At 71.6% G+C, this 26,379-nt stretch carries 27 protein-coding genes; 10 read left to right on the top strand and 17 right to left on the bottom strand.

The features are described 5' to 3' along the window. Window positions 1-5: 5 nt before the first annotated feature. Genes EOE66_RS21035 through EOE66_RS21025 form a run of 3 tightly spaced genes read right to left on the bottom strand, consistent with a single transcriptional unit; the run spans window position 6 to window position 3,464 of the window. Window positions 6-1,298, bottom strand: a complete 1,293-nt coding sequence (locus EOE66_RS21035) for an oligosaccharide flippase family protein (RefSeq protein ID WP_128230709.1) — start codon at window positions 1,296-1,298, stop codon at window positions 6-8. Then, window positions 1,295-2,530, bottom strand: a complete 1,236-nt coding sequence (locus EOE66_RS21030; protein WP_164885208.1) for a glycosyltransferase — start codon at window positions 2,528-2,530, stop codon at window positions 1,295-1,297. The genes EOE66_RS21035 and EOE66_RS21030 overlap by 4 nt, the downstream gene beginning before the upstream one ends. A gap of 37 nt (window positions 2,531-2,567) precedes the next feature. After that, on the bottom strand, window positions 2,568-3,464 hold the full coding sequence (locus EOE66_RS21025; protein ID WP_164885207.1) for an FkbM family methyltransferase: 897 nt from the start codon (window positions 3,462-3,464) through the stop codon (window positions 2,568-2,570). A gap of 308 nt (window positions 3,465-3,772) precedes the next feature. Between EOE66_RS21025 and lysS the strand changes: the two genes are divergently transcribed. Both lysS and EOE66_RS21015 read left to right on the top strand, forming a co-directional pair. After that, complete coding sequence (gene lysS / locus EOE66_RS21020; RefSeq protein WP_128230706.1) at window positions 3,773-5,266, top strand: lysine--tRNA ligase; 1,494 nt, start codon at window positions 3,773-3,775, stop codon at window positions 5,264-5,266. 10 nt (window positions 5,267-5,276) lie between these two features. Then, complete coding sequence (locus EOE66_RS21015; protein WP_128230705.1) at window positions 5,277-5,852, top strand: pyridoxamine 5'-phosphate oxidase family protein; 576 nt, start codon at window positions 5,277-5,279, stop codon at window positions 5,850-5,852. A gap of 68 nt (window positions 5,853-5,920) precedes the next feature. On the opposite strand, the gene EOE66_RS21010 is transcribed toward EOE66_RS21015, so the two are convergent. Together EOE66_RS21010 and EOE66_RS21005 are read right to left on the bottom strand one after the other, a co-directional pair. After that, window positions 5,921-6,391 carry a hypothetical protein gene (locus EOE66_RS21010; protein ID WP_128230704.1) on the bottom strand — a complete coding sequence of 157 codons (471 nt, stop codon included), beginning with the start codon at window positions 6,389-6,391 and terminating at the stop codon, window positions 5,921-5,923. Window positions 6,392-6,592: 201 nt separating this feature from the next. Then, the gene (locus tag EOE66_RS21005; RefSeq protein ID WP_128230703.1) at window positions 6,593-7,381 is read right to left on the bottom strand and encodes an enoyl-CoA hydratase; all 789 of its coding nucleotides are present in this window, start codon (window positions 7,379-7,381) and stop codon (window positions 6,593-6,595) included. 170 nt (window positions 7,382-7,551) lie between these two features. On the opposite strand from EOE66_RS21005, the gene EOE66_RS21000 reads away from it, so the two are divergent. Beyond that, window positions 7,552-8,031 (top strand): hypothetical protein, encoded by a 480-nt coding sequence (locus tag EOE66_RS21000; protein WP_128230702.1) that lies wholly within the window; start codon window positions 7,552-7,554, stop codon window positions 8,029-8,031. An 18-nt stretch (window positions 8,032-8,049) separates the two neighbouring features. Here EOE66_RS21000 and EOE66_RS20995 read toward each other — a convergent pair whose 3' ends face one another. From EOE66_RS20995 to EOE66_RS20980, 4 genes are read right to left on the bottom strand one after another with little or no spacing between them, the layout of a single operon-like run. Then, window positions 8,050-9,213, bottom strand: a complete 1,164-nt coding sequence (locus EOE66_RS20995) for a DUF3108 domain-containing protein (protein ID WP_128230701.1) — start codon at window positions 9,211-9,213, stop codon at window positions 8,050-8,052. Next, a complete protein-coding gene (locus tag EOE66_RS20990) occupies window positions 9,183-9,638 on the bottom strand; it encodes a DUF3429 domain-containing protein (RefSeq protein ID WP_128230700.1) in 456 nt (151 codons plus the stop codon). The genes EOE66_RS20995 and EOE66_RS20990 overlap by 31 nt, the downstream gene beginning before the upstream one ends. A 7-nt stretch (window positions 9,639-9,645) precedes the next feature. After that, window positions 9,646-10,389 carry a DsbC family protein gene (locus EOE66_RS20985; protein ID WP_128230699.1) on the bottom strand — a complete coding sequence of 248 codons (744 nt, stop codon included), beginning with the start codon at window positions 10,387-10,389 and terminating at the stop codon, window positions 9,646-9,648. A gap of 44 nt (window positions 10,390-10,433) precedes the next feature. Further along, on the bottom strand, window positions 10,434-11,567 hold the full coding sequence (locus EOE66_RS20980; protein WP_128230698.1) for an FAD-dependent monooxygenase: 1,134 nt from the start codon (window positions 11,565-11,567) through the stop codon (window positions 10,434-10,436). Window positions 11,568-11,641: 74 nt separating this feature from the next. Between EOE66_RS20980 and EOE66_RS20975 the strand changes: the two genes are divergently transcribed. Beyond that, window positions 11,642-12,502, top strand: coding sequence for an MOSC domain-containing protein (locus EOE66_RS20975; protein ID WP_128230697.1), 861 nt, complete (start codon window positions 11,642-11,644; stop codon window positions 12,500-12,502). A gap of 12 nt (window positions 12,503-12,514) precedes the next feature. Here the strand turns inward: EOE66_RS20975 and EOE66_RS20970 are convergent, their stop codons facing one another. Next, window positions 12,515-13,402, bottom strand: coding sequence for a pirin family protein (locus EOE66_RS20970; protein WP_128230696.1), 888 nt, complete (start codon window positions 13,400-13,402; stop codon window positions 12,515-12,517). A 52-nt stretch (window positions 13,403-13,454) separates the two neighbouring features. On the opposite strand from EOE66_RS20970, the gene ychF reads away from it, so the two are divergent. After that, window positions 13,455-14,549, top strand: coding sequence for a redox-regulated ATPase YchF (gene ychF, locus EOE66_RS20965; protein ID WP_128230695.1), 1,095 nt, complete (start codon window positions 13,455-13,457; stop codon window positions 14,547-14,549). A gap of 50 nt (window positions 14,550-14,599) precedes the next feature. Next, entirely contained in the window at window positions 14,600-17,839 is a 3,240-nt protein-coding gene (locus tag EOE66_RS20960; protein WP_128230694.1) for an ATP-binding protein, read from the top strand. 22 nt (window positions 17,840-17,861) lie between these two features. On the opposite strand, the gene EOE66_RS20955 is transcribed toward EOE66_RS20960, so the two are convergent. Continuing rightward, the gene (locus EOE66_RS20955; RefSeq protein ID WP_164885206.1) at window positions 17,862-18,215 is read right to left on the bottom strand and encodes a DsrE family protein; all 354 of its coding nucleotides are present in this window, start codon (window positions 18,213-18,215) and stop codon (window positions 17,862-17,864) included. Window positions 18,216-18,354: 139 nt separating this feature from the next. Between EOE66_RS20955 and EOE66_RS20950 the strand changes: the two genes are divergently transcribed. The 3 genes from EOE66_RS20950 to nadC are packed head-to-tail and all read left to right on the top strand — an operon-like array spanning window position 18,355 to window position 20,018. Further along, the gene (locus EOE66_RS20950; protein ID WP_128230692.1) at window positions 18,355-18,912 is read left to right on the top strand and encodes a sigma-70 family RNA polymerase sigma factor; all 558 of its coding nucleotides are present in this window, start codon (window positions 18,355-18,357) and stop codon (window positions 18,910-18,912) included. Beyond that, on the top strand, window positions 18,909-19,136 hold the full coding sequence (locus EOE66_RS20945) for a zf-HC2 domain-containing protein (RefSeq protein ID WP_128230691.1): 228 nt from the start codon (window positions 18,909-18,911) through the stop codon (window positions 19,134-19,136). The genes EOE66_RS20950 and EOE66_RS20945 overlap by 4 nt, the downstream gene beginning before the upstream one ends. 6 nt (window positions 19,137-19,142) lie before the next feature. After that, window positions 19,143-20,018: a carboxylating nicotinate-nucleotide diphosphorylase gene (gene nadC / locus EOE66_RS20940; RefSeq protein WP_128230690.1), complete on the top strand. Its 876-nt coding sequence runs from the start codon at window positions 19,143-19,145 to the stop codon at window positions 20,016-20,018. A 3-nt stretch (window positions 20,019-20,021) separates the two neighbouring features. Here nadC and EOE66_RS20935 read toward each other — a convergent pair whose 3' ends face one another. Beyond that, window positions 20,022-20,900 carry a DUF6279 family lipoprotein gene (locus EOE66_RS20935; RefSeq protein ID WP_128230689.1) on the bottom strand — a complete coding sequence of 293 codons (879 nt, stop codon included), beginning with the start codon at window positions 20,898-20,900 and terminating at the stop codon, window positions 20,022-20,024. On the opposite strand from EOE66_RS20935, the gene glmU reads away from it, so the two are divergent. After that, on the top strand, window positions 20,899-22,266 hold the full coding sequence (glmU, locus tag EOE66_RS20930) for a bifunctional UDP-N-acetylglucosamine diphosphorylase/glucosamine-1-phosphate N-acetyltransferase GlmU (RefSeq protein ID WP_128230688.1): 1,368 nt from the start codon (window positions 20,899-20,901) through the stop codon (window positions 22,264-22,266). The two genes, EOE66_RS20935 and glmU, sit on opposite strands and share 2 nt — an antisense overlap. Here glmU and EOE66_RS20925 read toward each other — a convergent pair. The 5 genes from EOE66_RS20925 to EOE66_RS20905 are packed head-to-tail and all read right to left on the bottom strand — an operon-like array spanning window position 22,263 to window position 26,375. Further along, on the bottom strand, window positions 22,263-23,069 hold the full coding sequence (locus EOE66_RS20925; protein ID WP_128230687.1) for a uracil-DNA glycosylase: 807 nt from the start codon (window positions 23,067-23,069) through the stop codon (window positions 22,263-22,265). The genes glmU and EOE66_RS20925 overlap by 4 nt on opposite strands. Next, window positions 23,056-23,562, bottom strand: a complete 507-nt coding sequence (gene rimI, locus EOE66_RS20920; RefSeq protein WP_128230686.1) for a ribosomal protein S18-alanine N-acetyltransferase — start codon at window positions 23,560-23,562, stop codon at window positions 23,056-23,058. Before rimI ends, EOE66_RS20925 begins: the two co-directional genes overlap by 14 nt. After that, window positions 23,559-24,353 (bottom strand): tRNA (adenosine(37)-N6)-threonylcarbamoyltransferase complex dimerization subunit type 1 TsaB, encoded by a 795-nt coding sequence (gene tsaB / locus EOE66_RS20915; RefSeq protein ID WP_310733116.1) that lies wholly within the window; start codon window positions 24,351-24,353, stop codon window positions 23,559-23,561. The genes rimI and tsaB overlap by 4 nt, the downstream gene beginning before the upstream one ends. 27 nt (window positions 24,354-24,380) lie before the next feature. Continuing rightward, a complete protein-coding gene (locus tag EOE66_RS20910) occupies window positions 24,381-25,346 on the bottom strand; it encodes an SGNH/GDSL hydrolase family protein (protein ID WP_128230685.1) in 966 nt (321 codons plus the stop codon). 39 nt (window positions 25,347-25,385) lie between these two features. Further along, window positions 25,386-26,375: an L-threonylcarbamoyladenylate synthase gene (locus EOE66_RS20905; protein ID WP_128230684.1), complete on the bottom strand. Its 990-nt coding sequence runs from the start codon at window positions 26,373-26,375 to the stop codon at window positions 25,386-25,388. Between the last annotated feature and the right edge of the window lie 4 nt (window positions 26,376-26,379).

Genomic DNA, 26,379 nt, shown 5'->3' with positions numbered 1-26,379 from the left:
AGAGGCTAGAAGGCAGGCCGGCGCAGGGTGCGCAGGATCAACAGGTTGTACAGCGCGATGGCGACGATCTCGCACAGCCCCCAGAGCAGCAGGCCCAGGGCCAGGCTGCCTTGCTGCGCGCCGATCCACAGCGCCAGCGGGCGGTAGGCCAGCATCGCCACGCCGAACACAGGCGACCACTTCTGCAGCCCCAGCACGATCAAGGCGCCCGAGGTGGGCGAGCTCACGAGCATGGCGCACAGCATCGGCGCCAGCACCGCGGCCAGCGCACCGGCGCCGCTCCACTCGGCACCGAAGGCCCAGGCGAAGAGCGGCTCGCCGAAGGCCAGCAACAGCAGCGCCGGCGGCAGGCCGATGAAGGCAAAAGTTCGCCAGGTGCGCAGCAGCAACGCACGCGCCGCCGCGCGGTCTTGCGCGGCCAGGCGCGCAAAGCGTTCGTAGAACACCGTGCCCGCTGCGCCGGCCACCATCATCACCGGCACGGCCAGCACGCGCCAGGCCAGGCTGAAGGGCCCGGCCTCGGCCGTGCTGAACCAGGCCACGGCCAGCAGCATCGGCAGCTGCTGCGTCACGGCGTCGAGCATCGCCGAAGGCCACAGGTAGCGCGGCGCCTGCGGGTGGCGGCGCGCAGCCTCCAGGGCACCGACGGCAGCGGTGTCAGGCGAGGACTCGCCGCTCGCAGCGCGGCGCCACGGCGCCAGCAGCAAGGCCAGCGCAGCCAGCCCCAGCACGCCGCCGATCAGCTGGGCCAGCAGCAGACCACCGGCCACACCCGCGGCGCCGAAAGCGGTGCCCGCCAACGCAGCCCCCGCCGCCAGCGCGATGCGCGCACCCGTGATGGGCGGGTAGGCGCGGCGCCGGTTGCCCCAGGCCAGCAGCGCGGCAAACGCCGCCGCCAGGGCACCGGCCTGCACCGCCAGCGGCAGCCAGCCCCCCAGCGGCTGCAGACCCAGCGCAGCCTGCCAGGGCACCGGCAAAGCCCATGCGACGAGCGCCAGCAGCCCGCCGCCGCCCAGCGACAGCCCCAGGCAAAGCCGCAGCAGCCCGCGCGCCTCGCCCTCGGTCTTGGCGATGACGATGCAGGTGTCGTAGCGCAGCAGCAGCGCCATGGACACAACGGCCACCACCGAGGCCCACACACCGAACGCCGCGAACTCGGCCGCGCCGAACTGGCGCGACCACAGCGGCATCACGCCCAGCGTGATGAGCTGCGCCGCACCCAGGCCCGAGGCGAGCACGAGCGTGTCGCGTGCGAAACCACGTTCGGCCGGCGCGGCGGCTGGTAATGGCGTGTTCAAGGGCCAGCCCCCAGGCCTTCCAGCAGCGCGGCCACGCGCTCGCCCACTGCGGCGCGGCCGTAGCGGGCCACGGCCCGCTCGCGCAGCGTGGCCGGGGTCTCAATGACCCGTTCGCCCCGCACGAGCGCCTGCATCACTTCGGCCAACGCCGGCGCATCGTCCACCGCCACGAGCGCGCCATCGCCTGGGCCCACGATGTCCGCCGGCCCCCCACAGCGTGTGGCCAGCACCGGGCGCCCGGCCATCAGCGCTTCCACCAGCACGACGCCGAAGCTTTCGTGCCGCGAGGCCAGCACGAAAGCGTGGCACGCGGCCAGCGCTGCGGGCACCGCCGCGGGCGCCAGCGCACCCAGCCAGCGCACGCGCGACTGCAAGCCCAGGCTCGCGGCCAGCGCCTGCAAGGCCTCGCGCTCGGGGCCGTCGCCGCCGATGTGCAGTTGCACCGGCAGCGAAGGCGGCAGCAGGGCCAGCGCCTGCAGCAGCAGGTCCATGCCCTTGGCCGGCACCAGGGTGCCCAGCGTGAGGAAGACGAAGGGATCGGCGGCCGTGCGGGCCGGCGGCGTTGGCACCGCGGCAAAGCGGGTGTCGTCGACGACGTTGGGCACGACGGCATCGCAGCGCAGCCCGTGGGCGTGCAGCGTCTGCGCCAGCGCCTCGCTGACGGCCACCGTCGCGTCGGCCTGCTCGAAAGCCGCGCGCAGCGCCGGCTGCAGACCGCCGGCCGGCCCCCGCAGCGCGGGGAAGGGGAAGGGCCCCATGTGCTCGGTCAGCAGCACGGGCAGGCGCCGGCCCTGGCCGCGGGCCTCGGCGGCGAGGCGTGTGGCGATCCAGCCGGCAGGAAAGCCCACATGCGCATGCAGCACGGCCATGCGCCCGAAACGCGCCTCGGCCGCCCGCAGGTTGGCACGGCTGGCCGAGAGCAGGCCGCGCACACCGCCACCGGCCAGCGCCAGTGTCCAGCTCAGGCGCGGCGTGAGGTGTTCGTGCAGCAGGGCACCGCCCACATCCACGTCGCGCCAGCCCGCACGCGCACGCCAGCGCCAGGCCAGCGCTCTTGCATTCGCACGCAGGTCGCGCAGCGAGAGCGCGCCGTCGAGATGCCCCCAGCCGCCCACCGCCACGCGCCAGCCAGGCCGCACGGCGGCCACGGCTGCCGCCTGGTCGTGCGCGAACAGGCCCGCCATGGGCTGGCGGGCGCTGGGGTACCACGAGGGCAGCACGAAGACGTTCATGCGCATGCGGCTGCAGCGGCGTCGAGCGCAACAGCGCTCAGGCCCCGGCGCCCGGCTCGGGCAGCGCCACCACCATCGAGTGGAAGCCCGGCGCCAGCGAATCACAAGGCACGAACTGCAGCGTCTCGCCGAAACACAGGCGGCGCAGCAGATTGCCGACGCGCGAGCGCCCTGCCGGTGTGTGCACCAGCGTCCAGAAGCGCCGGTAACCGGCCTCGCGCAGCACGTCCAGCGTGGCCGAGCCACCGTCGGTGCGCAACTCGCTGGCCAGCTGTTCGAAAACCACCACCGGGCGCTCGCGCCGCAGCAACTGCAGGCCACCGCGAAGCGCCGCGGCCTCGTGGCCTTCGACGTCGATCTTCACCAGCGCAACACGCTCTTGCACCACGCCGGGCAGATCGTCCAGCCGCTGCAGCGTGCAGGCCACGGCCTGGCCGGCCGCGCCAGGCTGCAGCGTGGCCATGCCGATGTTGTCGGCCGGCACGTGCAGCGTGGCCGTTCCGGGCTCGTCGCTCAAGCCCACCGGGAAGACGCGAACGTTGGGCGCCAGCGCGGCGTTCAGCGCCAGCAAGGCACCGGTGCGCGGGTTGGGCTCGAAGGCCCACACCTCGCGCGCCAGCGGTGCGAAGAAGAGCGCGTGGTTGCCGATGTTGGCGCCGATGTCCAGCACCACACCCGGGTGCGGCCCGGCGGCAGGCCACAGGCCCTCGGCACGCAGGGCTTGCAGCAGCAGTTCCAGTTCGTCGCGCTCGTAGCGGCCCCACACGGCCACCGTGCGGCCCACGTGCTCGAAGCCGAACACGGCCAGCTGCGGCAGCCCCTCGGCATGGAAGCGCTGCGCGCGGCGCGCCAGCCAGCGGCCCACCCAGGCCGCCAGCATGCGGGCTGTGGTGTCGCGGTGGTGCCGCTGGTGCGTGCGGCCGGTCGCAGTCATCCGGCCGTGGCGGGCGCGGCCTGCGCCGAAGGGTCGGTCAACTGCATGGTCATCGTGCGAATGGGCAACCGTTGAAGCAGGGGCGAGTTGGAGGCCGCCTGCACAGCCTGGACGGGCGACGAACCGGCCCGCTGTCGCTGGTTGCGGCAGGCCGGGCTGGGCATCGCCAAGTCCGTGCGCACCACCCAGGCTGCACGGGCAGACAGCAGGGCAGCGCCGCAGCAACGGCGAATCGCGCATTTTACGGGTGCGCCTAAAATTCAAGCGGCACGCCTCCCCCGAGCCCACCCCGAGCAAAGCAGCCTCGCATGTCCGAAGACAACCAACTCATCGCCGAACGGCGCGAAAAGCTGCAGGCGATCCGCGCCCATGCAGCGCAGAACGGCACGGCCGCTTTCCCGAACGATTTCAAGCCGAAACACCACGCCGCGCCGCTGCATCAGCGCCACGGCGAAGTGCCCAACGAAGAGCTCGAAGCCCAGGCCATCGGCGTTTCGGTGGCGGGCCGCATGATGCTCAAGCGCGTGATGGGCAAGGCCTGTTTCGCGACGCTGCAAGACACCAGCGGCCGCATCCAGCTCTACATCACGCAAGACGCGGTGGGCCCGGAACTGCTGGCTTCGTTCAAGCACTGGGACCTGGGCGACATCGTCGGCTGCGAAGGCACGCTCTTCCGCACCAAGACCGGCGAGCTCAGCGTCAAGGCCACCAGCATCCGCCTGCTCACCAAGAGCCTGCGGCCGCTGCCCGACAAGTTCCACGGCATGGCCGACCAGGAGCAGAAGTACCGCCAGCGCTACGTCGACCTCATCACCGACGAGCAAGCGCGCGCCCGCTTCATGGCGCGCAGCAAGGCGGTGTCCAGCATCCGCGGCTACATGGTCGAGCACGGTTTCCTGGAAGTGGAAACGCCGATGCTGCACCCCATCCCCGGCGGCGCGAACGCCAAGCCCTTCGTCACCCACCACAACGCGCTGGACCAGGAGATGTTCCTGCGCATCGCGCCCGAGCTCTACCTGAAGCGGCTGCTGGTGGGCGGCTTCGAGCGTGTGTTCGAGATCAACCGCAACTTCCGCAACGAAGGCATCTCGGTCCGCCACAACCCCGAGTTCACGATGATGGAGTTCTATGCGGCCTACTGGACGCACCATGATCTGATGGACTTCACCGAGAACCTGCTGCGCCACGCCGCGCGTGCGGCCACCGGCAGCGCCGAGATCAGCTACGCCGGCAAGCCCGTGGCGCTGCACGAGCCCTTCGCGCGCCTGAGCGTGCGGCAGTCGCTGATCGAACACGCAGGCCTGAGCGAAGCCGAGGCCGACGACGACGCCGTGTTGCGCGCGCGCATCCAGGCCGCCGGTGAAGACGTGCCGGCGCACTGGGGCCTGGCGCAGCTGCAGTTCGGCCTGTTCGAGGCCGTGGTGGAAGAGAAGCTCTGGCAGCCCACCTTCATCATCGATTACCCGGTGGAGGTGTCGCCGCTGGCGCGTGCTTCCGACAAGAACCCGGCCATCACCGAGCGCTTCGAGCTCTTCATCACCGGCCGCGAGTTCGGCAACGGCTTTTCCGAGCTGAACGACGCCGAAGACCAAGCCGCGCGTTTCCATGCCCAGGTGGCCAACAAGGACGCCGGCGACGAGGAGGCGATGTTCTTCGACGCCGACTTCATCCGCGCGCTGGAGTACGGCATGCCGCCGGCCGGCGGCTGCGGCATCGGCATCGACCGGCTGATGATGCTGATCACCGACAGCCCGAGCATCCGCGACGTGATCTTGTTCCCTGCCCTGCGCCGGGAAGCCTGAAGCCACGGCCTTGGACGACCCACGGCGCCCCACCGAACTCGGCGCCGTGCAGACGGCCCTGTGGCAGGAGCTCACGCGCGCTCCGCACGACAAGCACCACGAGTGGCGCACGCCCGTGCTGGCCACGGTGGACGAGGACGGCCAGGCCGCCGACGCGCGCACCGTCGTGCTGCGCGAAGTGGATGCGGCGGCGTCCACCTTGGTCCTGTTCAGCGACGCCCGCGCGGCCAAGCTGGCGCAGCTGCAGGCGCACCCGGTGGGCACGCTGGTGTTCTGGTCCAAGCGCCTGGGCTGGCAGCTGCGGCTGCGCGTGCGGCTGCAGGCCCAGACGGAAGGCCTGGCCGTCAGCTCGCGCTGGGCGCGGCTGAAGCTGTCGCCCGCCGCGCAGGACTACCTGTCGCCGCTGGCGCCGGGTGCAGCGCTCGACGCGCCGGCGGCACCTTCCAGAGCCCCCGGCGCCGTCGAGCGCGGCCACTTTGCGCTGCTGCTGGCGCAGGTGCAGTCCACCGACTGGCTGGAACTGCACCGCGACGGGCACCGGCGCGCCCGCTTCGACGCCACTGGCGCGCGCTGGCTGGTGCCCTGAGAAGGCCAGCCTGAAAAGCCGCAGCGGGCCCTGGGCCCGCTGCAATGCATCGGCCGAAGCCGAAGGGCTTACTGCTTGCTGCTGGCGCTGCGCTCGGCCACCACCACCACCGGCTGCGCCTTCTCGGCTTCCACCAGGCTGGCGTAGAAGAAGGGGCCGACCGGCTCGCCACCCACGTTGGGCAGGAAGGGCGTGTTGCGGTTGCCGGCACGCACTTCGGCCATCACCTCGGCGCGGGTGCGCAGCGACCGGGCTTGCGCGGCGGGGTTGTAGTCGTTGCTGGCGGTGTCCACCGCGGGCAGGCGCTCGCCACGGATGATCACGGGCTTGAGCAGCTTCACGCCGGCCGGGCGGGCGGCTTCGGCAACCACGGTGGTGGCGGAAGCAGCTTTGCCAGTGACAGCGGCAGGCAGGGCGTGCGTTTGTCCGCTGCTGATGAAGTCGAAGTCCGCGCCTTCGCCGGCGGCGTGCGCGAGGGTGGCCGAAGCGAGGGCGAAGGCGGCGACGGCGGGGTACACGAAGTATTGGAGCTTGCGCATGATCATTCCTTGAAAGCATCCGAAAGGGTTGTGGGACCGGCTTCGGTGGATGCAGTACCGGGGTCGTCCTTGGGAATGAACTGTAGATACTTACCCTAGGAAGACAAACCAGCAGTCTGCGAACGCAACGTTTCAGTAATCGGAATGATCACGCGGCGACAGTGACACGCGAGCGGGGCGCGGGGCCCTGCCGGAGCGGCGTCAGCCGCGCTGGAAGACGGGCGGGCGCTTGGCCATGAAGGCAGCCATGCCCTCGATCTGGTCTGGGGTTCCGAAGAGGCTGTGGAAGACCTGCCGCTCGTAGGCCACGCCGTCGGCCAGGCCGCTCTCGAAAGCGCGGTTGACACAGTCCTTCGCCAGCGCCACGCTGGCCGCGCCGAGGGCACAGATCACCTCGCCTGCGGCCTGCGCCTCGGCCAGCAGCTTGTCTGCCGGCACCACGCGGCTCACGAGCCCGGCGCGCTCGGCCTCGGCGGCGTCCATCATGCGGCCGGTGAGCACCAGGTCCATGGCCTTGCTCTTGCCCACGGCGCGCGGCAGGCGCTGCGTGCCGCCCGCACCCGGGATGGTGCCGAGCTTGATCTCAGGCTGGCCGAACTTGGCCGTCTCGGCCGCGATGATGAAGTCGCACATCATCGCCAGTTCACAGCCACCGCCCAGCGCAAAACCGGCCACGGCGGCGATGACGGGCTTGCGCACGCGGCGGATGGTCTCCCAGTTGCGCGTGACGAACTGCTGGCGCTGCGCCTCGACGAAGGTCTTGGTGGCCATCACGCCGATGTCGGCGCCGGCCGCGAAAGCCTTCTCGTTGCCGGTGATGACGATGCAGCCCACGCCGTCGTCGGCGTCGAAAGCCAGCAAGGCCGCGCCCAGCTGGTCCATCAGTTCGTCGTTGAGGGCGTTGTACTGCTTGGGACGGTTCAGCGTGATCAGGCCGACCCGGCGATCGGCTTCGCCGAGCAGTGAGGTGAGGATCAGGGCGTCTGCCATCTCTGGGCTCCAGGGGTTTGAACAAGACCGAAGGGGGAGGCCGGGTCGCGCGCAACGGAAACTGGGCGCCCGGAGCCCCACATTCTCAGTCGCTTACACGTTGCACTCGTAAGGGCAAGGTAAGCTGCGCGGCTTCACTCCAGCCGTCGCAGGCCTGCCTGCGGCTCCGCATGCCAACACGCTTCCGCAAGACAGCCAAGGGCCTGGCCGAGATCGAGACCCGCGCGCACCGCCTCTCCCCGCGGCTGCGGGCGCTGTTGATCATGGTCGACGGCAAACGCGACCTCGCCGCGCTCGAGGCCCTGATGCCACAGCAGGCCGAGGCCGCGCTGGCCGAACTGACGAGCCAGGGCTTCATCGAAGCCAGCGGCGAATCGGCCGCGGCCGCCCCCACGCCCGCCACCGTGCCGGCGCAGCCCGCACCGCCGCCGCCCTCGCCCGCGGCGGATTTCGAGAAGCTGCGCCGCGAGGCCGTCCGTGCGCTGAACGACCTCGCCGGCCCGGCCGCCGAGACCGTGGCCCTGCGCATGGAGAAGGCCCGCAACACCGACGAACTGCGCCCGCTCATCGCCCAGGCCGCGCAGACCGTGGCCAACATGCGGGGCCGGGCCGCCGCCGAGGCTTACGCCGCGCGCTTCGCGCAGGTCTGAGCCAGCGCCCAGGGCCGCTCAGGAACCCGGGCGCGTTGCGGGCGCTGCCTGCTGCGGCAGGCGTTCCAGCGCCAGGTCGATCCAGTTCTCGCTGTCCTGCCGCACCTTGATGCGAACCGGCAGGTTCTGCAGGCTCGGGGCTACCCACATCTCGGCCGTGAAATCGCCGGGCCGCGCGGGCCGGCGCGGGCGCACGTGCACGGCCTCCAGCACGCCGGCTTCGGTGTACAGCGTCTCGGTGCCCACCACGTCGTAGGTCCACGGCTCCACGCGGCGCGGCAGCGCCAGCGGCATGTCGATGCTGTGGCCCGGCGTCAGCAGGGCCGGCTGCAGCGTGAACAGCCAGGTCATGTGCACGAACTGGCTCACGGCGTCCTGCAACCCGGCAGGCCGCGGCAAGGTCTCGCCAGCGGGCAGACGCACCGTGTCGGCGCCCATCTCGATGCGGGTGCGTCGCGCCGGGCGCAGCACCACCTTCATCTCCATCTCGTAGTGGCGCGGGCTGAGGCCTTCGGGCGTGATTTCGCCCTCGCTGGTTTCGCGGCGCGTCATCAAGGGGGCGAAGGCGGGGCCGACGCTGGCTTCCATCACCACCTGGTAGCGGCTGCCCTGGCGCAGCCACTCCACGCGCGCCTGGCCCTCCACCGGCCCGCGGGCATGGCCGGTGAGGCGGTAGCTCAGCCGTGTGGAAGGTGGCCATTCGAAGGCTGGCTGCGCGGGCGCGGAAGCTGCCGTGGCCACGGGCGTGGGCGCCGATGCCACCGGCCCGATGAAGGCGGCCACGGGAGGCAGTGCCACGATCGACGGTGCAACGATGGCGGGGGCCAGGGGCTCGCCAGCCAGGCTGGGCGCCGGTTCGGGGGCTGCGGGGCTGGCAGGCGCCGAGGCCGCGGCCGCCGGCGCGGAGGCTGCCGCGGCAGGGGCAGGCGCTGGGCGCACCAGCGACCGGGGTTCGGGCGTGGCCGGCCTCGCTGCACCGGCCGGGGGCACAGCGGGCTGCAACTCGTTCACGAAGGCCACTTCGAAACGCGCCAGCCCGCCATCGGCAGCGCCTTCGCCCAGGCGCGAGGGCCCGTACGTGGCCACCAGCCACAGGTGCACGCCCAGCACGGCGGCGCCCAGCGCCACCAGCCGGCCCGCGCGCCGCGCCTTCAGGTGCCGGCCGCGCCGATGAAGCAGCACAGCGCAGCCACGGCGCTGAGGCGGAAGCGCAGCGTGAGCCAGCGCGCCACGCCCTCGGCGGGGTACAGGCGCCGGTCGACCGCGTAACACACCAGCAGCAGGGCGCCGTGGATGACCAGGCCCGACCACGCCGGCATCAGCACCGCCGGCCAGGCCACGAGCGAGGGCACCACACCCCAGACCAGCAGTGCCGTGGGAGGCTGCTCATGGCGAAAGGCCAGGCCCCAGTGGATGCCGCCGAGGAAGCTGAGGATCAGCGCCGCATAGGCCGAGAGCGCCGCGGCGACGAAGCCATGGGCTTCCGGATCACGCACCAGCCACACCAGCAAGGCGCCGACGACGAAGGGAATGAGCCCGGCAGCGCCCAGGCGCCGTGCTTGCACGGGCAGGTCTTGCGGCGCGGGGGCGAGGGTGGCGGCGTTCATGGGGCCTTCACTTCTTCGCCGCGGCGGCGGTGAGCAGGCGCTCCACCGAGTCGGCCGAGATCGCGCCCGGCCGGCGCGTGCCGTCGGTGAAGAACACCGCCGGGGTGCCGTTGACGCGCTGCTTGGTACCGAACTCCAGCGTGCGCTCGATGGCGCTGGTGTCGCAATTCACGGCCTTGGCGGGCAGCACGCCGTCCAGCATCCACGCGCGCCAGGCCACCGCGGGGTCTTTCGCGCAGAGGATGTCGCGCGATTTCGCCATCGAGTCGGCACCCAGGATGGGCAGCAGGAAGGTGTAGATCGTCACGTCCTTCACCGTCGTGAGGTCGCGCTCGAAACGCTTGCAGTAGCCGCAGTTCGGATCGACGAACACGGCCATCTTCCGCGCGCCGGTGCCCTGCTTGATGGCGATGGCGTCCTTCAGCGGCATCTGCGCCCAGTCGATGGCCAGCAGCTTCTCGATGCGCGCCTGCGTCAGGTCGGTGCGCGTCTTGGTGTCCACCAGCGAGCCGTTGGCGAAGACGAAGTCGCCCTTGGCATCGCTGTAGATGATCTCGGTGCCGCCGTAGCGCACCTCCCACAGCCCTTCCACCGGCGAGCGCGTGATCTCGTCGATCTTGGGCAGGTTGGGCAGGCGCTCGCTCAGTGCCTTCCGGATGGTGGCTTGCACGGCGGCGTCGTTCTGCGAGCAGGCCGTGCCCGCCAGGGCGAGCAGCAGGATCGCGAGGAAGGGGCGGAAACGCAGGTTCATGGCGGGGGCTGGGAGGCGGATCAGGGGTGGCGAGCGGCAGGAGTTCAGGCACCCAGCGCGCGGCCGGTGAGCAGGCGCTTGAGCGGCGTGAGGCGGTTGGCGAGCGTGAGGCCCTGGTTGCGCAGCAGCTTGAGCGCGGGCTGCTCGCTCGCGAAGAGGTGCAGCAGGCCGTCGGTGACCTGCGCCATCGCGCGCACCGGCCCCAGGCGGGCGCGGGCATAACGGGCCAGCAGGCGCTCGTCACCCAGCGGCCGCCAGGCCTCGCGAGCGGCCAGCACCTCGGCCAGCGCCAGCACGTCGCCCAGGCCCAGGTTCAGGCCCTGGCCGGCCAGCGGGTGCACCACGTGCGCGGCATCGCCCACCAGCACCCAGCCCGGGCCACTGAACTGCTCGGCCTGCGCCAGCATCAGCGGCCACTGCGCGCGCGGGCCGGCCAGCTGCAGCGTGCCGGCGGCACCGGCCGTGGCGTCGTTGAGCAGCGTGGTGAAGGCGGCATCGTCCAGCGCCATGTGGGCGTCGCTCAGCGCATCGGGCAGCGACCACACCAGGGCCAGGCCGTGGCCGGTGCGGCCTTCGAGCAACGGCCGGTCCATGGGCAGCAGCGCCAGCACGTCAGGGCTGCGGAACCACTGCCGCGCGAGGCCGGCATGCGGCCGGTCGGACAGCAGCCGCGCGGCGATGGCGCGCTGGCCGTAGAGCTGGCGCGGCATCTTCACGCCCAGGGCCGCACGCGCGGCCGAGGCCTTGCCTTCGGCCAGCACCTGCAGCGCGGCCGGCACCTCGGCCGCCACCGGCGTGATGTGCGGGGCGAAGCGCACGGCGGCGCGCAAAGCGCGTTCAAGCTCGGCGGTGTCGACGATCCAGGCCAGCTCGGGCAGCGCCTGCTGCCAGGCCGAGAAATCGATGGCGGCGCCGGGAGCGTCGCCCTGCACGTGCATCTCGTGCACGGCGGTTCGGGCATCGGCCGGCAGGGCGTCCCACACGCGCAGCGTCTGCAGCAGTTGCACCGAGGCGGCGTTCAGCGCGTAGGCGCGCACATCGCCCTCGGCCGGCTCGGCCAATGCGCCCAGCAGCGCCACGCGCAAGCCCTGGCGCGACAAGGCCAGCGCCGTGCACAGGCCCACGGCCCCGGTGCCGCGCACCAGCACGTCGTAGGCGGCTTGCTCCTGCTTTTGCATCCAAGGATTGTAGGCAGCGGCCTGCCGGCACAATGCCGCGCCACCAGAGCCCCTGCCGCCCGCCGAGAACACCCATGAGCACCGACCTGACCGCCCTGCGCATCGCCGCGCTGGCCCTGCACCCGATCAAGAGCTGCGGCGGCATCGCGCTGAACGAAGCCCTGCTGGCCGAAACCGGCCTGGAGTTCGACCGCGCCTGGATGGTGGTGGACGAACACGGCGAGATGCTCACCCAGCGCGAGCTGCCCCGCATGGCGCTGATCCAGCCCACGCTGCGCGGCAGCGACATCGTGCTGCGCGCGCCCGGCATGCTGGCGCTGCACCTGCGCTTCGACACCGTGGAAGCCCCCACCCGCGTGCGCGTGTGGGACGACGTGGTCAAGGCCTACGACATGGGCGGGCTGGCGGCCCAGTGGTTCAGCGATTTCCTCGGCCAGAAGCTGCGCCTGGCGCGCTTCGACCCCGAGGAAAAGCGCCTCTCCGACCCGAAATGGACGGGCGCCCTGCAGGCCGAGAACCAGTTCGCCGACGGCTATCCGCTGCTGGTGGCCAACCAGGCTTCGCTGGACGAGCTGAACGGCCGCCTGCAGGCCCAGGGCCATGCGCCGGTGACGATGCAGCGCTTCCGCCCCAACCTCGTGCTGGCGGGCCTGCAGCCCTGGGACGAAGACCACCTCGACGAGATCGACATCAGCACCGCCGAGGGCGCGGTGACGCTGCGTTTCGTCAAGCCCTGCTCGCGCTGCAGCATCCCCAACGTCGACCCCGCCACGGCCGAGACCGGCACCGAGCCCGGCCGCACGCTGGCCGGCTACCGCAGCGACCCGCGCCTGAACGGCGCCATCACCTTCGGCATGAACGCCGTCATCGTGCAGGGCCTGGAGCACACGCTGCGCGTGGGCCAGGCGGTGAGTGCGCGCTACAAGTTCGACTGAGCGCGCGGGCCCTCAGCCCGGCCGGTGTTCGGGCAGCGGGATGAACTCGGCCTCGCCCGGCACCATCGTCATGCGCCCGGCCGCCCAGTCGTCGGCGGCCTGCACGATGCGCTCTTTGCGCGACGAGACGAAGTTCCACCACATGTGGCGGTGGCCCAGCGGCGCGCCGCCGATCATCACCACACGCGCTTCGCCCTCGGCACCGAGCATGGGCTCTTCGCCCGGGGCCAGCACCAGCAGCCGGCCTGTCGGCAAGACCTCGCCGTCGACGTGCACGCTGCCTTCGATGACGTAGAGCGCACGCTCTTCGGCCAGAGGCAGCGGGAAGGCATCGCCAGCGGACATTTCGATGTCGAGGTAGAGCGTGGGCGAGCGCACCGCCACCGGCGACACGGCCCCGAAAGCCTCGCCCACCAGCACGCGCAGGCGGGCGCCGCCGACCTCCAGCGCCGGGATGTTGGCCGCCGGCGTGTGGGCGAAGGCCGGTGCCATTTCCTCGTCTTCAGCCGGCAGGGCCACCCACAGCTGCAGGCCGTGGCTGCGGCGCGCCACGCCGCGCAGATCCTCGGGCGTGCGCTCGCTGTGCACGATGCCGCGGCCGGCCGTCATCCAGTTGATGGCGCCGGGCTCGATGCGCTGCACCACGCCCAGTGAATCGCGGTGCTGCATCGCACCCTCGAAGAGGTAGGTCACGGTGGCCAGGCCGATGTGCGGGTGGGCGCGCACGTCGTGGTTGTCGTCGGGGCCGGCCTGCACGGGGCCGAAGTGGTCGAAAAACAGGAAGGGGCCCACCGACTGCCGCGCTGCCGCCGGCAGGTAGCGGCGAACGGTGAAACCGCCGCCGAGGTCTTTGCTGTGCGCGGGCAGCGACAGGCGCGTGGAGGCAGGTGGGGTGCTCATCGCCGCAGTGTAGGAAAATCGTCGGTTACCCGCTGATCCAGAAAGCCCCCCCATGAGCCTCAAGTGCGGCATCGTCGGCCTGCCCAACGTCGGCAAGTCGACCCTCTTCAACGCGCTGACGAAAGCCGGCATCGCGGCCGAGAACTACCCCTTCTGCACCATCGAGCCCAACGTCGGCGTGGTGGAACTGCCCGACCCGCGCCTGGCCGCGCTGTCGGCCATCGTCAAGCCCGAGAAGATCGTGCCGGCCATCGTCGAGTTCGTCGACATCGCGGGCCTGGTGGCCGGGGCCAGCAAGGGTGAAGGCCTGGGCAACCAGTTCCTCAGTCACATCCGCGAAACAGATGCCATCGTCAACGTGGTGCGCTGCTTCGAAGACGAGAACGTCATCCACGTGGCCGGCCGCGTGGACCCCATCGCCGACATCGAGGTCATCCAGACCGAGCTCTGCCTGGCCGACCTGTCCACGGTGGAAAAGAGCCTGCACCGCTACTTGAAGGCCGCGCGCAGCGGCAACGACAAGGAAGCCGCCGCGCTGGTGAAGGTGCTGGAGAAGTGCCAGGCCGCGCTGGACCAGGCGCAGCCCGTGCGCAGCATCGCCTTCAGCAAGGAAGAGCTGGTCATCCTGAAGCCCTTGTGCCTGATCACGGCCAAGCCGGCGATGTTCGTGGGCAACGTCAGCGAGACCGGCTTCGAGAACAACCCCTTCCTCGACCGCCTGCGCGAGTTCGCGGCCAAGCAGAACGCGCCCGTGGTGGCCATCTGCGCCAAGACAGAGGCCGAACTCGCCGACATGGAGGACGAAGACCGCGCGCTGTTCCTGCAGGAAATGGGGCAGGACGAGCCCGGCCTGAACCGCCTGATCCGCGCCGCCTTCAAGTTGCTGGGTCTGCAGACCTACTTCACCGCCGGCGTGAAGGAAGTGCGCGCCTGGACCATCCACATCGGCGACACCGCGCCGCAGGCGGCCGGCGTGATCCACACCGACTTCGAGCGCGGCTTCATCCGCGCGCAGACCATCGCCTTCGACGACTTCATCGCCTTCAAGGGCGAGCAGGGCGCCAAGGACGCCGGCAAGATGCGCGCCGAGGGCAAGGAGTACGTCGTCAAGGACGGTGACGTGATGAACTTCCTGTTCAACGTCTGACATCCACGTTGAAGGGACAGGGCCGGCCGCGCCGGCTTAGAGTGGGGCCCATGGCCGACCGCCACCCTGCCCCGCCCGCTGCAGCAGCCCCCGCGACGGCTTCCGTCGCAGCCCCGCTCGAAACTGCGGCCGGCCCGGCCGTGGTGCTGGGCACCTTCATCGCCTATGCCCTGGCCGGCGGGCTGGCGCTGATGCTGGCGGGGCCGCCGAGCTACGCTTCGCCGCTCTACCCTGCCGCCGGCATCGCGCTGGCCGCGGTGCTGATGCATGGCCGCGTGGCGCTGCTGGGTGTGATGCTCGGTGCACTGGCCGTCAATGGCGGCCTGGCCAGCCTGCGTGGTGCCCCGGGTGTGGCCAGCCTGGTGCTGCCGCTGGTGATCTCGGTGGGCGCCACGCTGCAGGCTGCGGCTGCGGCGGCGCTGGTGCGCCGCCACGTCAGCCAGCCCCTGGTGCTGGATGCGCCGCGCGACATCCTGCGCTTCTCGCTGCTGGGCGCACTCGTGGGCAGCTGCGTGAGCGCCAGCATCGCCACCACTGCCCTGGTGCTGCTGGGTGAAATGCCGCTGGCCGCTGCGGCCACGACCTGGGGCACCTGGTGGGTGGGCGATGCCTTCGGGGTGCTGATCGGCGCGCCGCTGGCGCTCACGCTCATCGGTCGCCCGCGCGAAGACTGGCGCCCCCGTGCACGCACCCTGGCCGTGCCGACACTGGCGGCTGTGGCGCTGCTGGCGGCCGCGATGTACGAGCTGTCCGAACTCGACCGCCAGCGGAACCTGGTGGCTTTCGAACGCGATGCCGACCGCCTGGTGGCCACCGCCGAGGCCAGGCTGGCCGTGCCGGTCTACGCGCTGCAGGCCCTGCACAGCGCCGCGCTCGTGCAGGGCAGGCTGGACGATGCCGCACTCACGAACGCCGCAGACTGGTGGATACAGCAGCGCAGTTCGCCCCTGCGTGCGCTGGGCTACAGCGAACGGGTCAAGCTCGCGGACCTGGCCGCCTACGAAATGGCAGCGCGGCGTGACCTGGGCCCCACCTTCCGCGTCTTCGACCGCGACACCGGACAGGCCCGGGCTGCCGACGGCGAGGTGGTGGTGCTGCGGCGCATCGCGCCCCTGGCCAGCAACCGCACCGCGCTGGGCGTGAACGTGCTGTCCATCCCCGCGGCGCGGCAGGCACTGCAGGCCAGCCTGCGGGGCAACGCGCCTGCGGCCACCGGCGGCTTTCGCCTCACGCAGGCCGAGGGCGACGAGACCGGCGTCGTGCTGTACCACGCGCTGTTCCGCGGCCCCAGCGGCAGCGAGGCCGAGCGCCGAGCCAACTTCAGCGGTGTGGTGTTCGTCACCGTCTCCACCGAGCAGGCCATGGCCGGCCTGGCCGCAGCCGCGCGCACGCCACTGCGCTGGTGCCTGGTGGACACCACACCGGGCGTGGCGCGGCCGCGCCTGGCTGGCGCCAGCGGCTGCGAGGCGGCGGTGCCCAGCAGCGACCGGCCGATGACGCGGCGGACGCTGGCGCTCGGCGGGCGCACGCTGGAACTGCAGATCGAACCCGCCCCTGGCGGGTCAGGCTCCGAGCATGCCGCCGCCTGGCTGCTGTCGATGGGCGGCCTGGCCGCGGCCTCGCTGCTGGGGGCCCTGCTGCTCACCGTGACGGGCCACACCCGGCGCACCGAACGTGCGGTGCAGGCCGGCACCTCCGAACTGCGCCGCGAGATCCGTGAACGGGCTGCTGCCGAGGCTGCGCTGCGCGAGAGCGAGGAAAGGCTGCGCAGCATCCTCGACCATGTGCCGCTGGGCGTGATCTTCCTCGACCCGCAGGGACTCGTGATCGAAGGCAACGCGCGCTTCGCGGCGATGGTGGGCCAGCCCCCCGCAGCGATGCGGGGCGTGGCGGTGGCCGCGATGGTGCACGCCGACGACATACCGCGCCTGATCGCGCTGCGGCGCACGCTGTTCGAGGGCCAGAGCTCGCAGGTGGTCGAACCCGTGCGGCTGCAGAAAGCCGGCGGCGGCGAACTGCAGGTGCGCGTGATCGCCAACGCCTTGCGCGGGCCTGACGGTCGCCTGCTGCGCATGGTGGGCGTGGTGGAGGACATCACCGAACACCTGCGCCTGCTGGCCAGCGAGAACGCGCTGCAGCGCGCCGAAGCGGCCAACCGTGCCAAGAGCGAATTCCTCTCGCGCATGAGCCACGAACTGCGCACGCCGCTGAACGCGATGATCGGCTTCGCGCAGCTGCTGGGCCTGGACCGCGAGCACGGCCTGGCCGAACACCAGCGCGAGTGGACGCAGCAGATCCAGCGGGCTGGCTGGCACCTGCTGGAGATGATCAACGAAACGCTGGACCTGGCCCGCATCGAAAGCGGTGCGGTGAAGCTGCAGCTCGCCCCGCTGGCGCTCGAGCCCCTGGTGACGGCCTGCAGCGCGATGGTGGCCACGCCCGCGGCCCAGCGCGGCATCCGCCTCGGCCATGCGCTCGACCCCGGCGCCCGCGCCGTGCTGGCCGACCCGATGCGGCTGCGCCAGGTGCTGACGAACCTGCTGTCCAACGCCGTGAAATACAACGCCGACGGCGGCACCGTCAGCATCACCGCACAGCGCCTGACCTTGCCGGGTGGCGACATGGTGGAGCTGGCCGTCGCCGACACCGGCCTGGGCATGACGGCCGAGCAGCTTGGCGCCCTCTTCCAGCCCTACAACCGCCTCGGGCGTGAAGGCAGCGGCATCGAGGGCACGGGCATCGGCCTGGTGATCAGCCGGCGCCTGGCCGAGCTGATGGGGGGCACCCTGACGGCCAGCAGCGAAGCCGGCCGGGGTTCGGTGTTCACGCTCAGGCTGCCGGCCGCCGATGCCGACGAGACACCGCGCCCTGCCTACAGCGACACCTTGCCCGCGCCCTACCAGCAGCGCCTGGTGCACTACGTCGAAGACAACGAGACCAACATCGAGGTCATGCGCGGGGTGCTGGCGCAGCGCACGCAGATCCGGCTGCAGACCTCGCAGCTGGGCCTGGACGGCCTGGCCGCCATCCGCGCCGAGCAGCCCGACCTGATCCTGCTGGACATGCAGCTGCCCGACATCAGCGGCCAGGAACTGCTGCGCCACCTGAAGCAGGACGACAACGTTGCGCACATCCCGGTGGTGGTGGTGTCGGCCGACGCGACCACGCACGCCGCCGCGCAGGCGCTGACAGCCGGCGCCGCCCATTACGTGACGAAGCCGCTGGACGTGGCGCAGTTCCTGCAGATCGTCGACACCCTGCTGGAGAACGCCGACACCCGCTGGGGATGAGGGCTGGGCGGGCCCCGGTGCCTCAGACGGTGACGATCTGGCGCCCTTCGTTCAGCAGGGCGCGCAGGCTGGCATGGCCGCGATCGTCGCCCAGCAGCGGCAGGGCCGCTGCCTCGATGGCCTCCAGCACGCCGTAGCTCTTGGCGCAGTAGCGGCACACGCCGCGCACCTGCGCGCGCACGCTCTCGAACAGCGGATGCAGCGGATTGCCCGGATCGGCCAACGCCGCTGCGGCCACGCTGCCCGCGCCATCGAAGACGATGCAGACGTCGTCGCCGGCGCGCTGCAGCTCCTGGGCGAACATCATCTGGCGGTAGATGGCCGAGCGGCCACTGCCTTCGAGCTGGCTGTAGATGACGAGGGCGACTTTGTGCATGGAGGTCTCCGGTGGCGGTGGGAGCGGCTTCGTCGCGCAGGTCGCGTCGCCATGTCGGCCTGGGCAGGCAAGTTTTTTTCGCGCTGCCGCTGACAACTTTGGCGGCCTGCGCCGACAGACTTCGATAACACTCCCGCCCATGTCCATCGAATCCGAACTCGCGGCGCTGCACCCCTACCTGCTGCGCTTCGCCCAGATGCAGCTTCGCCACGACAGCCTGGCCGAGGACGTGGTGAGCGAAACCCTGCTGGCCATCCTGGAGAAGCCCGAGAACTTCGAAGGCCGCAGCTCGCTGCGCACCTATGCCACCGGCATCCTCAAGTTCAAGGTCATCGACGTGTTGCGCAAGCGCGGCCGCGAGGTGCACGTGGAAGTGCAGGACGACCAGAGCCTCGATGAAGCCCTGGAAGCGCTGTTCCAGAAGGATGGCCATTGGAAGGACCCGCCGGCCGCCTGGCAGCAGCCCGAGAGCTCGCTGGAGCAGCGGCAGTTCTTCGAGCAGTTGCAGGCCTGCGTGGACAAGCTGCCGCCGCGCACGGGCCGTGTGTTCATGATGCGCGAATGGCTGGAGCAGGAGGTGGACGAGATCTGCCAGGAACTGGGCATCAGTGCCAACAACTGCGGCGTCATCCTCTACCGCGCGCGCATGCAGCTGCGCGATTGTCTCGAGCGGCACTGGTTCGCGGGGCAGCGATGAAACTCAGCTTCGATTGCCACAAGGTCTCGCGCCTGCTGAGTGACGGGCAAGACCGCCACCTGCCCACGACCGACCGCGCCCGCATGCGCCTGCACCTGGTGATGTGCCAGTCTTGCCGCAACGTCGACGAGCAGATGCGCTTCCTGCGCGTGGCGCTGCGCAGCCTGCACGGGCCGGCGGCCACGCGGGGCGATGATCACGCCCCTGACCGAGACCTGCCCTGAACAACGATGTTTGACGAGAACGAAAACCTGGAGCGCGCGCTGGCGCGCAACGTGCGCGATGCGCTGGCCGAAGACATCGGCCGCGGCGACTGGACGGCGATGTTGGTGCCTGCCGGCCGCCGCGCCACCGGCCGCGTGGTGGCCAAAGAGGCCGCGGTGCTCTGCGGCCAGCCCTGGTTCGAAGCCTGCGTGCGCGCGCTGGACGCCAGCGCCCAGCTCACCTGGCACGTGGCCGAAGGCGCCGCGGTGGCCGCCGGCACCGAGGTCTGCCGCATCGAGGCCGACGCGCGCGCACTGCTGAGCGCCGAACGCTCGGCGCTGAACTTCCTGCAGATGCTCTCGGCCGTGGCCAGCAGCACCCGCCAGTACGTGGAGGCCATTGCCGGCCTCAGCCCCAACCCGCGCGGCTGTGCCGTGCTGGACACGCGCAAGACCCAGCCCGGCCTGCGCCAAGCGCAGAAGTACGCGGTGCGCGTGGGTGGTGGCCAGAACCAGCGTCTGGCGCTGTGGGACGGCATCCTCATCAAGGAGAACCACATCGCCGCGGCCGGCGGCATTGCGCCGGCCCTGCAGGCGGCGTTTGCGCTGAACAGCTGCGTGTCGGTGCAGATCGAGGTGGAAAGCCTGGCTGAACTGCGCGAGGCCCTGGCCTGCGGCGCGCAGAACGTGCTGCTGGATGACTTCAGCCTCGCCGACATGCACGCGGCTTACGCGCTGAACGCCGCCAGCCCGCGGCCGGCGGTGCTGGAGGTTTCGGGTGGGGTCGACCTCGACAGCATCCGCGACATCGCGAAGACCGGCGTGGACCGCATCTCCATCGGCAAGCTCACGAAGGACGTGCGCGCGGTCGACCTGTCGCTGCGCATCGACGCCGCGGCTTGAAGCTCAGCCCGACGGTGCGGCCAGCGAACGCAGGTCTTCTTCCCAGCCCTTGATCGTTTCCAGCGCACGCTGGCGCTGCGCTGGCGTGGTGGCGTTGTGCAGCCGCGCCGCGAAGGCGCAGTTGTAGGCCCCCAGGCGCTGCTGGTAGGCGCGGTACAAGGGGTCGGGCGAGGTCTCGGTGTGGGCCAGCAGCGCGCGCATCGCCGCCAGGCGCTGGTCGGCGTCGGCCTTCTCGGCCGCCAGCCGGCGCAAGGTGGCCAGCACCTCGCGCTGGCGGCGTTCCCGCTCCTGCAGCCACAGCGCGGGGTCGAAGGGCGAAGCCGCCACACCCTCGCGGATGACGCGCCGCTGCGGCTCGGCCAGGCGGCCGTACAGGCGTTCGGCGCGTTCGATCGCCCGCTCCACCGACTTTTCCTGCCGCTCGGCCAGGTCGGGCTGCAGGAAGTCGTCGCGCATCTCGTCCATGCCCTTGGCGTAGCGTTCGGCCAGGTGGCGGAACTGCGCCTCGCCCAGGCCGGCGCTCTGCTCGGCAGCCAGGCGCAGCAGGCGCTGCAGCGTCGGTTCCAGCACCTCGCGCCCCTGCGCCTGCCAGCGGCAGGCTTGGTCCGCCGTGGTGGGGGACAGCACCTCGGCCTGCGCGTTGCCGAGCAGCGCCACGAAGCTGGGGAGCTGCGTGCTGCGGTGCCAGGCGAAGAAGTCCTGCAGCCCCTGCTTCACGCGCGGCGCCTGCTCGCGGCTGAAGTCGACATAGCCGTCCACCCACCACCACGCGAGCTGGGCGCCGTTGCCGTAGGCCAGGCGCACGCTGCTGCAACCGCCCAGCAAGCCGAGCAGCAGCACCAGCACACCGATAATCAGCGTTTTGTTGCGAGATGGACGCATGGCACTCAACGTCGTGATCATGGCCGCGGGCAAGGGCACCCGCATGAAGTCGGCCTTGCCCAAGGTGCTGCACCGCCTGGGGGGCACCAGCCTATTGCAGCATGTTCTGAACGCCGCTGCTGGCGTGGGTGCCGATCGGACCGTGGTGGTGACGGGCCACGGCGCCGACGAGGTGGAAACAGCCGTGGCCGCCAGTGGCGCCGTCTTCGTGCGCCAGATGCCGCAACTGGGCACGGGCCACGCGGTGCAGATGGCCGCGCCGGCGCTGGACGACGCGCAGGCCGTCACCCTCATCCTGTACGGCGACGTGCCCTTGATCCGCCCCGATACCGTGCAGGCCCTGGTGCAGGCCTGCGCTGGCGAGCAGTTGGCGCTGCTCAGCTTCCAGCCGCAAGACCCGGCGCGCTACGGGCGCATCGTGCGTGACGCGCGTGGCGGCGTGCAGCGCATCGTCGAATACAAGGACGCCACGCCCGAAGAGCGCGCTATTCGTGAGGTCTACAGCGGCATCATGGCCGCGCCCACCGCCCTGCTGAAGCGCTGGGTGGCCGCGCTGAAGAACGACAACGCCCAGCAGGAGTACTACCTCACCGACGTGGTGGCCATGGCCGTGGCCGAAGGCGTGCCGGTGCAGGCGCAGGTGGTGGCCGACGAGGCCGAGGTGGCCGGCATCAACGACGCGCTGCAGCTCGCCGAGCTGGAGCGTGTGCTGCAGCGCCGCCACGCCCACGCGCTGATGGAGCAAGGCGTGCGCCTGGCCGACCCGGCGCGCCTGGACGTGCGCGGCACGCTGCGCTGCGGGCGCGACGTGCAGATCGACATCAACGCCGTCTTCGAAGGCGAGGTCGAGCTGGGCGACGACGTGCAGATCGGCGCGAACTGCGTGCTGCGCAACGCGCGTATCGGCGCCGGCACCGTGGTGCACCCCTTCAGCCACATCGAAGGCGCGGTGGTGGGCGCGGGCGCACTCATCGGCCCCTTCGCCCGGCTGCGGCCCGGTGCGGAGCTCGCCGACGAGGTGCACATCGGCAACTTCGTCGAGGTGAAAAACAGCACCATGGCGCGCGGCGCCAAGGCCAACCACCTGGCCTACCTGGGTGATGCCACGGTGGGCGAGCGCGTGAACTACGGCGCCGGCGCCATCACCGCCAACTACGACGGCGCGAACAAGCACCGCACCGTGATCGGCAACGACGTGCACGTGGGCAGCAACTGCGTGCTCATCGCGCCGGTGACGCTGGGCGACGGCGCCACCATCGGCGGTGGCAGCACCATCGCGAAGGATGCTCCTGCCGGGCAGCTGACCGTGGCGCGCGCGAAGCAAGCCACCCTGGCCGGCTGGACAAGGCCCACGAAGAAGCGCTAGACGGCGGCGCTGCCCTCGACGGTCTCTGCCGCCAGGCAGAGATCGTCCCAGGCCTTGGCCTTCTCGGGCAGGCTGCGCAGCAGGTAGGCGGGGTGGTAGGTCACCACCAGCGGCACGCCCTGGTAGCGGTGCACACGGCCGCGCAGGCGGCCGATGGGCTCGTCGCTGCGCAGGAGCGTCTGCACCGCGAAGCGGCCCATCGCCAGGATGATGCGGGGCTGCAGCAGCTCGATCTGCCGCACCAGGAAAGGCTCGCACTGCGCCAGTTCTTCCGCGCTGGGGTTGCGGTTGCGCGGCGGACGGCACTTCAGCGTGTTGGCGATGTAGACGCTGCGCTCGGGCGGGCCGTCGGCCGCGCGCGAGAGCTGCAGCGCGGCCAGCATGCGGTCGAGCAACTGGCCGGCTGCGCCGACGAAGGGCTCGCCCTGCAGGTCTTCGTTCTCGCCCGGCGCTTCGCCCACCACCATCCAGTGCGCCTGCGGGTGGCCGACGCCGAAGACCGTTTGCGTGCGGCTGCTGCACAGGCTGCAGGCCTGGCAGCCGGCCACGGCGCTGCGCAAGGCGGGCCAGTCCAGCCCCGCCAGGGCCGACGCCACAGCCGGCGCAGCCGCACGGGCTGGCGGGCTCGACACCGGGCGCGCCCTTGCGGGTGGGGCGGCGGGCACCGGGGCCGCCGGCGGCGCGGGCTCGGATGCAGGAGGCAGCACCGACCCGGCTTCTGCCGCGGGCTCGCGGTCGGGCTCGGCCCAGACCCGCAGCCCCATGGCCTGCAGCAGGGCCTGCTGGCGCTCAGTCCACGGCATGCGGGGCTCCGTCAGCGGCGGGCGGCGAGAGCGCCAGGCTCATCACCACCGCGTCTTCGCGGCGCACGGCGGCCGGGTAGTAGCCGCGCCGCAGGCCCACCTGCGTGTAGCCCAGGCCGCGGTAAAGCGCCTGCGCGCGCAGGTTGCTGGCACGCACTTCGAGCCACAGCGTGGCCGCCCGCTGGGCCAGGGCGTGCGCACGCAGCGAAGCCATCATCCGGCGACCCAGGCCCCGGCCCTGCTGCTCAGGCACGACGGTGATGTTCAGCAGGTGCAGTTCGTCCACACCCGCCATCGCCACCAGGTAGCCCAGCACCTCGCCATCGGCTTCGTCGAACCAGAGCTCGGCCAGGTAGCCGGCGGCGAGCGAATCGGTGAAGTTGCCGCGGCTCCAGGGGTGGCTGTAGGCGCGCTGCTCGATGGCGACCACGGCATCCAGGTCGCGCACCGTCATCGGCCGGCACGCCGGGCGGGGCTGCAGCACGGCGCTCATGGCGATGGCGCCGGCACGCCAGCGGCGGCGCGCACCGCCTCGCGCTCGGCCGTGGTCTGTGCCACCTTGTCTCGCAGGTACAGCGGCAGGGCCTCGGCGGGGTCGCTGCCCTCGCCCCGCGCTGCCGCCTGCACTGCCAGCCGCAGGAGCGCCGCCGCACGGCTGCTCTCGTGCAGCCAGGCGTCGGTGCCCTCGGGGCGGCGCAGGCGCTCGCCGAAGGCCGCCCACGCCGAGCCTGCCACCGCCTGCACCGGCTGCGCCAGGCAAACGGCCTGCCACGCCGGCAAGGTGTAAAGCGCAGGCGCCCGCAGCACCTGCCAGCAGCCAGCCTGCCAGTGGTAGAGCGCGCCGTAGATCTCGTCCATGCGGGCGTCCATGGCCACAGCCACAGCCCAAGATTCATCAGCGACCACGTCGCTCTGCCCACGCGCGTCCTCGGCCACGATGAGCAGGCTGTCGATAGGCAGCAAGCGCAAGTGCAGGCCGTAGGCCAGGCCCTGCGCCACGGCACAGGCTGTGCGCAGCCCTGTGAAGGCCCCGGGGCCCTGGCCGTAGGCGATGTGCTGCAGGCCCTGCCAGCCCAGCCCGGCTTGCGCCAGCAAGCTCTTCACTTGGGGCAGGAGGGTCGCCGAAGCCGCCGCGCCGCCTTCGGCATCGAGATGCCAGGGCCCGCCCGGGGCCTGCAAGGCGACGGCGAGCCGTTCGGTGGCGGTGTCCAGCGCCAGCACGCAGGGCAGCAAGGACGGCGATGCAGGCAGCGGCATGCAATCGGCAGCGGCGGGCGTGATCACGGGCGCAGGGCCTCGCTGCGGCCGGCGCTAGAAGGGGTTGCGCTGCGCCCGGTCCACCGCCAGAGAGGCCAGCTGCGAGTGGCCGCCCGGCGCGAGGTTCAGATCGTCCGACCACAGGTAGGCCCCGGGCACACCGTCGGTGACGAGCGTGGCCGTGGTGCACGTGGGCGGCGGCGCGCTGCAGACCGCGTCGGTCACGTTGCTGAGGTTGAAGGCCGGCGGGAAACGGTCGATGGACTGGAAGCGCAGCTGAGACTGCATCAGACCGACGAAACGGCCGTCCAGCAGCACGTTGGTGCCCAGCTGCTCGTTGAAGGCCGTGGTCAGCCGCGAGAGCAGGGCGGCACGTCCGCTGTTGCCGGCCAGCGCGCTCTGGGCACGTGCGAACGGCGTGACGCCAAGGTCAGGCACATCGGAGACGATGACCTTGGCGCCCAGGTCGACCAGGCGGTTGACCACCTGCGCCAGGCGCTGCCCGCGCGCGCGGGCCTCGGCGACGAGGCTGTCCTCGGCCAGGGCCGGGAAACGTGCGTAGAGCTCGAGGATGTCGTTGCGGCCCGCCAGCACGGTGGCCAGGTCTTTGTCGCGGAAGCCGCCTGCGGCCACCTGCGCCTCGACCTGGGCCACCACGTCGGCGACCTTGGAGCCCGGCACGGCCAGCATGCGCGCTCGGGTGTCGGGCTCGAAGGTCGGGTTGCACTCGGCGAACACGAAGCCGTAGACGCTGGCCAGCTGCTGCACCCAGATCGGGTTGCCGTTGCAATTGGCAGTGCCGTTCTCGCCGAGGGCATTGACGCTGTAGCTGCGTCCGTTGGGGTCGAGGTAGCTGTTCTCGTCACCGAAAACCAGCAGCCGCTTGGGGACGAAGGGGTCGTACTGCGAGGTGCCACCACCACAGGCGGCGAGCAGCCCCAGCGAAAGCGCTGCGGCCATGGCGGCCCAGCGGCCGGCCGATGGGCGCCAGCGTGCGAGGGCCTTGCTGCTGAAGATCATCTTTGCTCCGAAAACGGGTGCCCCGCGAGGGCCGGGGCTTCAGGCGGCAGCGCGCTGCAGGCGGTCGCGAACGCCATCCCAGGCCGGCCCGGGCGGTGGCCGCTCGACCCAGATGGCAGCAACGCCCGCGGTGTCGAACTCGCGCAAGACCGCGAACAATTCATGCGCCACCGCCGCCGCCTGTGCCGGCATGGGCCGGTGCAAGCAAGCGGCCTCCGTCGGCGGGACGGCCCGGGAATATACCCCGAGCCCCCGGCCCTGCCGGGCCAGGGCCTGCCAGGCCGCCGGGTCGGCCCAAGGCGGCTGGCCGGGTTCGAAGAGCCTGACCGGCGCCGCCGGCGCGTAGTGCGAAGCCAAGGTGCCCGAGGCGCGTGGCGAAGCCGCGTCGGGTGCGGCCAGGGGCGCGCCCAGCACGGCCTCGATGCGCGCACGCCCGAGTTGACCCGGCCGCAGCAGCGCCGCCTGCGCGCGCGTGCAATCGATGATGGTGGATTCGATGCCGACATCGCAATCGCCGCCGTCCAGCACGGCCAGGGCGGGCCCGAACTCGTCGACCACATGGCTGGCCCGCGTGGGGCTCACGCGGCCGAAGCGGTTGGCACTGGGCGCGGCCACGCCCGGCACACCCAGGGCGGCGGCTTCACGCAAGAGCGCCAGAGCCACCGGGTGCGCCGGCAGCCGCAGGCCCACGCTGGACTGCCCGCCCGCGGCAGCAGCCGCCACACCGGGCCGGCGCGGCACGATGACCGTCAGCGGCCCCGGCCAGAACGCGGCCATCAGGCGCTGCGCGGCCGGGCTGAGTTCGGCCGCGAAGTGCGCCGCTGCGGCCGCATCGGCCACGTGCACGATCAGCGGGTGGCCGGCAGGCCGGCCCTTGGCGCTGTAGATGGCGCCGACGGCCGCGTCGTCGTCGGCGCGAGCGCCGAGGCCGTAGACGGTTTCGGTGGCGAAGGCGACCAGTTCGCCTGCGGCCAGGCGCGCGGCGGCCTCGCGAACCGCGGCCGGGTCTCGCCCGGGGAGGACAGGCATGGCG

This window comes from Rubrivivax rivuli (assembly GCF_004016505.1).
Classification (GTDB): Bacteria; Pseudomonadota; Gammaproteobacteria; order Burkholderiales; family Burkholderiaceae_C; genus Rubrivivax; species Rubrivivax rivuli.
This window is presented reverse-complemented; position numbering and strand designations above follow the sequence as displayed.